The following is a 5,500-nucleotide window of genomic DNA, read 5'->3' as shown; positions in this document are numbered from 1 at the left end:
TAACACGTTCCTTAAGTGATAATCGTTTATGCTTTTTTGTATTCATACAACAAATCTAAAATTTTGATTTGTTGCGTTAAGTTATTGAATTCGGATTTTTGTGTTCAAATTTGCTACAACGTGTTTGTATAAGAATAGTTGCGGGTTTGCGTACGAGGATTTTCCGCAGGAAAATCAGATGTAGCAAATACGCAACTACCTTTGTTTAAGCACTAAACCGCAATTATTTTTATACGGTGTTGTGCTTAGTTATTTTTCTACGATTTTAAATTCAACTCGTCGGTTTTTATTTCTTCCGTCTTCTGTTTCATTGGTTGAAATTGGTTTTTCACTTCCGTAACCAACAAATGATATTCTACTTTTGTTTAAACCCAAATTTATAAAATAATCAGATACGGATTTTGCTCGTTTTTCCGAAAGAGCTTGATTAAATTTTGTACCTCCAACATTGTCGGTATGTCCCGAAATAATGATTTTCGTATTTCTGTTTTCGGTAAGGTAATTGTAAATAGTGTTTATTTCCATTTTTGCATCTCTCGATAGTTCCCAACTGTTAAAATCAAAGATGACGTTTTGAAATGTGTAATCTTTGTTCAAGGCTATCGTAATATCATCTTTTTTGGTTTTAATCACAATTTCTTTAGGCTTAACATCTTCCCAATTGGCATCTTGTAAACTCACAAGGTCAATGTAGTAATAAGACATATTGTTTCTATTTTTATTGGAAACAAGCAACTTCTCTGTTTTAGAGTTTTTAAGGAAATTTCCGATTGTTAGATATTTCTCGTTCCCTTGTGCCGTAAATTCGCTGGATAGCATTGTCCAACTACTTTTGTTGTCATAATATCTGTTATTTTCAATCTTGTGAATTTTAAAATTTTCGACATTATTTTTGTTCAATTGCCTTTCAGACATTTCACGAAAGATTGAAGTGTTCAATTCGTTTGCGGAAAGTAGGTAGTCAATGTTTTTAATTGCAAAATCTGAGTTTTCAGCGAGGCTTATGAAAAACTCGACCTTGTATTTTTTGCCTTTTTCCAATTTATTTGACAATTCCACTTGCACGTATTCTCTGTAATTATCGTCAGAATGCAAATAAAAACCTGCATATTTGTCGCCGTCTTTCGCTTGCTGTAGTCCATTGTAGTTGCTTGGAATTCCAACTTGACCTTTTGCACAAGAATTAAATAGGTCAGTAGTTCCAAAAGTAGGTGAAGTCCAATTTATTACATTATGGTCAAAAGCTCCGATAATTTCAGAACATCTTTTTGTGTTTTCAAAACTTGGATTTTGTACCAAATTTTGAGAAAAAATCGATATTGAAAATAGAAAAAAAAGAATTTTGATGTAGTTCACAGATTTTGGTTCATAATTAAGCACAACGGTCTCGGCTATGAGTAGTTGCGTGGTTTAGCACTTAACTCTGCAAGTACACAACAAACTGAAAATCCGCGAGGATTTTCAGAAGTAGGCGAGAACAAGCAATTACTTATAGCCATTGTTGTGGTTAGTGTTTTTTTATTTATTTACTCAATTTTAAAATTCTAAAAGCACCTTGAATTACCAAAACAAAAACTATTGTTCCGATAATCAAATCAGGTTTGCTTGAACTCAACCAGTTTACCAAAAGTCCAGCTGTTATGACTCCTAAATTTATAATCACATCGTTTGAAGTGAAAATCATACTTGCTTTCATATGTGCCTCTTCCTTACTTTTTGACTTTTGTAAAATGTAAAGACAAATTCCGTTTGCAATAAGTGCGAAAATTGAAACGATAATCATTGTCGAAAAGTTTGGTAATTTCTCGTCTCCGAAAAATCTCCTTAAAACTTCTACAAATCCGATAATTGCAAGTGTTATTTGAAAATATCCAGCAAGTTTGGCAATCCGTTTTTTCTTTATTACTGTTCCACCAACCGCAAACAAGCTAATTCCGTAAACGAAACTGTCCGCAAGCATATCTAAACTGTCGGCAACCAATCCCATTGATTTTGAGATTATTCCTGTTGTCATTTCAATTATGAAAAACGCAAAATTTATGGCAAGTACAGACCAAAGTAGTTTTTTTTGGTTTGCATTTTTATTAAATTCTGTTTGGTCGGTTTGTTCAGTCGAGATTTTCTTTCCGCCTAAATTCAGTTCGATAACTGATTTTTCGATTTGGACAGTTTCTCCGCTGTGAAAAACGGTCAGTTTTCGGTTGGGAATGTCAAAGTCCAAATTCGCAATACTTGGAATTCCGTCCAATTTCATTCGGATTAGATTTTCCTCTGAAGGACAGTCCATTTTAGTAATTTCAAATATTGTTTTATTCATTTAGTTACTCGGTTTTTTTTACATTAACCACAACGGTCTCGGCTCGTATGTTTACGACACCTTAGTTATTAGGAATTAAAAATAGTAAATTTCTGACTAACAATACAAGTAAAATAGAAGGGATAGAGAGGTCTCGGCTAGATACACAAACAAAGAGTGATATCGTTTCATAGAAATCTCACCCTTCTATAATTTTCTTAGAGTCTGAACAGTACCTAGATCCTATACTTGAGATCGTATCAACTGCGAGCAAAGATGGTAAAGAAAATTAATCTTGTAGTATACTATAAAATTATGAATAAAAAACTAAAACAATGTTTGGGAATTGATGTATCCAAAAGCAATTTATCAATATGCTTGGGAGTTCTAAACTCTAATCTTGAAAAAGAGTTTATTGGTCATTCCGATGTTAATAATGACCTATCAGGGTTTAAGGTTATGGTCTCTTGGATAAGGAAAGCAGTGGATAATAATGTCGAACTTGTAGTTTTGATGGAAGCCACTGGAGTGTATCACCAAGGGGTTTGTCAATACTTATATAACCAAGGCTATAAAGTTAGTGTTATGCAGTCAGGAAGGGTAAAGAGATATGCGCAGAGTTTAGATCAGCGATCAAAGACAGACGCTTTAGATAGCAGAATGTTAAGTATGTTGGGGCTTGAATGAAGCCTAAGACCTTGGAGACCTCCAAGCAAGGAGCTACAAGAGTTAAAGGCACTTAGTAGAGAGCGTAGTTCTCTTTTAAAAGATAGGAATGCAGAAAATAATAGACAAGGAGCTATTGAGTCTAGTTGTTATTCCAGCTCAAAAGCTTCTAAGCGTCATTTAGCGAGGTTACATCTTATCAATGCACAGATAGAAGCAATAGAAGTAGAAATGCAAGCATTGGTATCTAAGATAACGGCTTTAAAGCGTCGTATTCAGTACTTAGAAAGTATTCCTGGTATATCATTTATATCAGCAGCTACAGTTATTGGTGAAACTTTAGGTTTTGAGTCTATAACAAGTGCAAAACAACTTACGAGTTTTGCGGGTTATGATGTAGTTTTAAGAGAATCGGGAAGTTTTAAAGGTAAAACTAAAATAATTAAAAAAGGAAATAGTCATATAAGAGCGGTCCTTTATATGCCATCAATGACCTGTGTACGTTGTAATCCCACTTTAAAACAGTTTTACCAAAGATTAAAGCCTCATAAAGCTAAACCTATTGTTGCTTTGATAGCAGTTCAAAGGAAATTATTGATTTTAATGTATACATTATGGAAAAATGAAGTTAACTATGATCCAGAATATGAAATTAAAAAGCAGCAAGAACCAAAAGCTCTTGCTGCGCAGGATAGCATTATGGTTTAACATAAAATACTTCCTAAAAAATTTTAATTAAATTACTTGTTATTTAACACAGTACCTATGAGTAGTTGCGTGTTTTAGCACTTAACTTTGCAAGTACACACCAAACTGAAAATCCGCGAGGATTTTCAGAAGTAGGCGAGAACAAGCAATTACTTATAGCCATTGTTGTGGTTAGTGTTTTTTATTTATTTACTCAATTTTAATATTCTAAATGCTCCTTGAATTACCAATACAAAAACGATTGTTCCGATAATCAAATCAGGTTTGCTTGAACTCAACCAATTTACTAAAACTCCAGCGATTATAACTCCCAAATTGATAATCACATCGTTCGAGGTAAAAATCATACTTGCTTTCATATGAGCTTCTTCCTTGCTCTTTGACTTTTGCAAAATATAAAGACAAATTCCGTTTGCAATAAGTGCGAAAATCGAAACAATAATCATTGTCGAAAAGTTGGGTAGTTTCTCGTCTCCGAAAAATCTCCTTAAAACTTCTACAAATCCAATAATTGCAAGTGTTATTTGAAAATATCCAGCAAGTTTGGCAATCCGTTTTTTCTTTATTACTGTTCCGCCAACCGCAAACAAACTAATTCCATAAACAAAACTATCTGCAAGCATATCTAAACTATCGGCAACCAATCCCATTGACTTTGAGATTATTCCTGTTGTCATTTCGATTAGGAAAAATGCGAAATTTATTCCAAGGACAGTCCAAAGTAATTTTTTTTGATTTGCATTTTCATTAAATTCCGTTTGGTCAGTTTGTTCAGTCGAGATTTTCTTTCCGCCTAAATTCAGTTCGATAATTGACTTTTCAATTTGGTCAGTTTCTCCGCTATGAAAAACGGTCAGTTTTCGGTTCGGAATGTCAAAGTCCAAATTCGCAATACTTGAAATTCCGTCCAATTTCATTCGGATTAGATTTTCCTCTGAAGGACAGTCCATTTTAGTAATCTCAAATATTGTTTTATTCATTTAGTTTCTCGGTTTTTTTACATTAACCACAACGGTTTGTGTAAGGATAGTTGCGTATGCAAGCAACTAACTTACTAAAAAGGAACGAACCAGAGGAAAATCCGCAGGATTTTCCGAGTAGGCTAGAACCAAGCAATTATTTTTACACGTTGTTGTAAACAGTTATTTTTTCTGTAATATATTTTTCAATCAGTTCTTTGTCCGATTTATTTTTTAAAATCAATAACTCATTGTTTTTATGAGTCCTATAATTCATCAGGAATTTTGTTTTTCCACTTCGAGTCAATTCCGAATACTCAAATCGGTTTGGGTCAAATTTATCCGCAATCAATTCCGTTTTTTGAGTTCGTTCAAATATTTTTTTGAGTCGAGTTATTTTTCCGCTTTTTTCGTCAATTTTTAATTCCGTGTAATAAATCCAAGAGGCAAAGCGATACAAAGTGTAACCGATTAAAGTCAGAGTAGCAACAAAAATTCCGATTCCAATTCCAAGAAACCAAATAAGAAATATGAATGAAGTAGAAGTCCAAATCATTAGTTCTTTCCAATTAAATGGAATTCTGTCACTCAACGTGTGAATGTCACCATTTTTGGAAAATCTAAAGTAATCTTCGCGTTCGTTCATAATTGTTTACAACGTTTATGTATAAGAATAGTTGCGGGTTTGTATGCGAGGATTTTCCGAAGGAAAATCAGACGTTACAAACACGCAACGACCTTTGGTTAAGCACTAAACCGCAATTATTTTTATACGACTTAAGTTAGCATTTTAATAAAAACACTAAATTAAGACCTATAAATAAGAAAGAACAAAGGAGAGGAATAAGGTTATTATATACGCAGAGACTTT

6 protein-coding genes are annotated in these 5,500 nt (G+C 33.3%); 2 read left to right on the top strand and 4 right to left on the bottom strand.

The annotated features are described in order from the left end of the window. Nucleotides 1-249: 249 nt before the first annotated feature. A complete protein-coding gene (locus tag DFQ11_RS14575) occupies nucleotides 250-1,299 on the bottom strand; it encodes an OmpA family protein (protein ID WP_110476616.1) in 1,050 nt (349 codons plus the stop codon). Nucleotides 1,300-1,522: 223 nt separating this feature from the next. After that, complete coding sequence (locus DFQ11_RS14570) at nucleotides 1,523-2,317, bottom strand: cation transporter (RefSeq protein ID WP_110476615.1); 795 nt, start codon at nucleotides 2,315-2,317, stop codon at nucleotides 1,523-1,525. 228 nt (nucleotides 2,318-2,545) lie between these two features. Between DFQ11_RS14570 and DFQ11_RS14565 the strand changes: the two genes are divergently transcribed. Next, nucleotides 2,546-2,983, top strand: a complete 438-nt coding sequence (locus DFQ11_RS14565; protein WP_146221549.1) for an IS110 family transposase — start codon at nucleotides 2,546-2,548, stop codon at nucleotides 2,981-2,983. 210 nt (nucleotides 2,984-3,193) lie between these two features. After that, complete coding sequence (locus DFQ11_RS14560) at nucleotides 3,194-3,670, top strand: transposase (protein ID WP_110476613.1); 477 nt, start codon at nucleotides 3,194-3,196, stop codon at nucleotides 3,668-3,670. A 185-nt stretch (nucleotides 3,671-3,855) separates the two neighbouring features. Here the strand turns inward: DFQ11_RS14560 and DFQ11_RS14555 are convergent, their stop codons facing one another. Beyond that, nucleotides 3,856-4,650, bottom strand: coding sequence for a cation transporter (locus tag DFQ11_RS14555; protein ID WP_110476612.1), 795 nt, complete (start codon nucleotides 4,648-4,650; stop codon nucleotides 3,856-3,858). A gap of 142 nt (nucleotides 4,651-4,792) precedes the next feature. Continuing rightward, the gene (locus DFQ11_RS14550) at nucleotides 4,793-5,275 is read right to left on the bottom strand and encodes a hypothetical protein (RefSeq protein ID WP_110476611.1); all 483 of its coding nucleotides are present in this window, start codon (nucleotides 5,273-5,275) and stop codon (nucleotides 4,793-4,795) included. Between the last annotated feature and the right edge of the window lie 225 nt (nucleotides 5,276-5,500).

This window comes from Winogradskyella epiphytica, assembly GCF_003217215.1.
Lineage (GTDB): Bacteria > Bacteroidota > Bacteroidia > Flavobacteriales > Flavobacteriaceae > Winogradskyella > Winogradskyella epiphytica.
Note: the sequence above shows the minus strand (reverse complement) of the source record. Positions and strands in the feature narration are given on the sequence as shown.